Here is a 2,587-nt window from a genome sequence, read left to right as displayed (position 1 = left end):
CCATTTCCAATCTGTTCCACAGCGCCGTATTCGGTAAAGCTTGCAACATCCCGAACATCACCGTCGGAATAGCTGCTGCTTCCGCAAACTGGACAATCCGCTTACCAGCACCAGATTTCTCACCATCAAAACCAATAATAAACCCAGCCATCGGGCGCAATCCAGCTTTTGCAATCAGCTGCACAGCCTCAATCAGAGGATTTCTCATGTTCTGAAATTTCTTAGTCAGCTGCAAACTATCCTCATCAGGCGTTTCAATTCCCAGAAACACCCCATTAAAATAGCACTCCACCATCAATTCCATCAGTTCCGGGTCTTGTGCTAAATCGATCGAAGCTTCTGTATTAAACGCAAACGGATAACCGTTTTCTGCTTGCCAAACTTTTAACTCCTTCAGCAATAACTTGACATTGCGCTTATTGCCGATAAAGTTGTCATCCACCATAAACACACTTCGACGCCACCCCAGTTCGTAGAGATAATCCAATTCAGCCAGGAGTTGCTTTGGTGTCTTCGTTCTAGGTTTGCGACCGTATAGCACAATAATGTCGCAAAATTCGCACTGAAAAGGACAACCTCGCGAAAATTGTACCGACATCGAATCGTAAGCATCAAATTCCAGCAAATCAAAACGGGGAATCGGCGTCTCCGTTACAGATGGTTTCTCTCCGTTAGCGTGAAAAATCCCCCTCGTCTCACCCCGTTGAATCGCCTCGACAAACATCGGCAGAGTAATTTCCCCTTCATCTAAAATCAGATAATCTACCCCCGCCTCTTCTGCTTCTTCCGGTAAACTGGTGGGATAAGGGCCACCCACAGCAACTCGTTTGCCCCGTCTTTTCGCTTCCTGGATTTGGGCGATAAAGTCTTCTTTCTGCACAATCATTGCAGAGAGAATTACTAAGTCTGCCCATTGCCACTCTGCCTCTGTGACCGATCGAATATTGCGATCGACCAGTTTAAATTCCCATTCTTGTGGTAAAATAGCCGCGACAGTTATTAAACCTAAAGGCGGCAGTAACACTTTGCGATCGACTAATTCTAAAATCTTTTCGTAAGACCAAAATGTTTTCGGAAACAGAGGATAAAGCAGTAAAACCCGCATTTAATGTTACTCCGTAGGATGTCTAATCCACTTAAGCCTAGCGCGTAATAGTTCAACTCTCATTTCCCGATTCCGATTCTCGGTCATCTAGATCGAGTCTATAATTGTTAACTCGCGTCAGCCTTTGTCCGCTTCCTCCCACCACACCGCTGCTTTTGAGAACATCGCTGAAAGTTGCACAGTAAACTGGCAAACCAAAAGTTGCTGGATTAACTGCATTTTGATAAGTAAAGTGCCGATACTCCAAACAAAACCTATCCCACGGACTCATCTGAATCTTAAAGATAACGATGAAAAGATTAGCTAACCAAACAGACAAAGGCAAACGAAACAAAATTGGTTGATTCAGATAAGCGCAAGCCTCCTCCACTACTTGATTTACCGTTACTGCCGGATTTCCCAACACGAACTGCCGATACTCTTTTTTCTGCGGCGGATTTTCTATCAAGTATCCTACTACTTCTGCAATATCTTGGGAATGAATAAAGTGGAAACTAGCATCTGCTTTGAAAAAGCGAATCAGCTTAATCCATTTTGTGATACCGGGTAAGCCAGATGAAATGTGAGAATAGGGATGTTGTGCATCGCCGCCTAAAACTAAGGTAGGAAACACAGCAGTTATCCGATCGTATATTGGCAAGCGCGATGCTTGACGCAGAAAATCGTGCTTGGAACGAATGTAACTTGTTCCCAGTTCTCTTGCTTCTTTGAGAAGTTGATTGTTGCGATCTAGGATACTGGCGGTGGAAAAGTAAATTATTTGCTGACAGACTTGTCGATCGAGCAAATTCAGCAATTGAATATTTTTGTAGATATTCACATCCAGCACTTCCTGATCTGTACCGCCCCAAGACGTAGCAATCAGCACTGCACAATCGATCGTTTTGAGCAGATTTGCATGGCGCGGAATCTGTCGTATATCGCCTCTGACGATGTTAATACCCGGACGGGCATTACAGTCAAAACGCAGTTTGCCCGGATCTCTTACCAGCAAGTATAGTTCGTGTTCTGTCTATCAGTTTTTCTACCAGGTATTGACCGATGCAGCCACTCGCACCGGTGATAAAAATTCGCTTGCGTTTGTTTGCGGACGATGATGGCTGGGGCGTGCGCGGAGAAGGTGCAGTTTCGCGGCTACCCAAATTAGTAGAGGTGTAAATCTCTTCTGGAGATTTTGACTCTAAACTATCCTTTATTTCTGGTCTTTTCCGCTCTTCTAAAAGGCTTTGTGAGGAGTTTGACTTTGTGCTTTCGTCTATTTCCCCTCTGTTAGCCTCTTCTCCAGAAATATGTGCAGCATTTGACTCGGAATTATTCTCTAATTCTGTAATGTTAGCCTCTTCTCCAGAAATTTCGGGATTGCTTAATTCAGGAGTTTCTTCAATTGCTAAGCGATCGCTTTCTTCCACTAACTCCACTGGAGACATTGATGATGTTGCAGTCTCTGACACTGCTATGCGATCGTCTTCGGTGATTGATTCC

3 protein-coding genes are annotated in these 2,587 nt (G+C 44.3%); all 3 read right to left on the bottom strand.

Features of this window, described 5'->3' with window-relative positions:
- Window positions 1–1,105: radical SAM protein (locus H6S82_RS28420; RefSeq protein ID WP_191057117.1), on the bottom strand; the 1,105-nt coding region annotated here is incomplete at its 3' end.
- 52 nt (window positions 1,106–1,157) lie between these two features.
- On the bottom strand, window positions 1,158–2,099 hold the full coding sequence (locus H6S82_RS28415) for an NAD-dependent epimerase/dehydratase family protein (protein WP_347339560.1): 942 nt from the start codon (window positions 2,097–2,099) through the stop codon (window positions 1,158–1,160).
- A partial coding sequence (locus H6S82_RS34435; protein WP_347339559.1) for a hypothetical protein occupies window positions 2,065–2,587 on the bottom strand: 523 nt, incomplete at its 5' end. The genes H6S82_RS34435 and H6S82_RS28415, both read right to left, overlap by 35 nt.

Source organism: Planktothrix sp. FACHB-1355 (assembly GCF_014748295.1).
Lineage (GTDB): Bacteria > Cyanobacteriota > Cyanobacteriia > Cyanobacteriales > Aerosakkonemataceae > Aerosakkonema > Aerosakkonema funiforme_A.
This window is presented reverse-complemented; position numbering and strand designations above follow the sequence as displayed.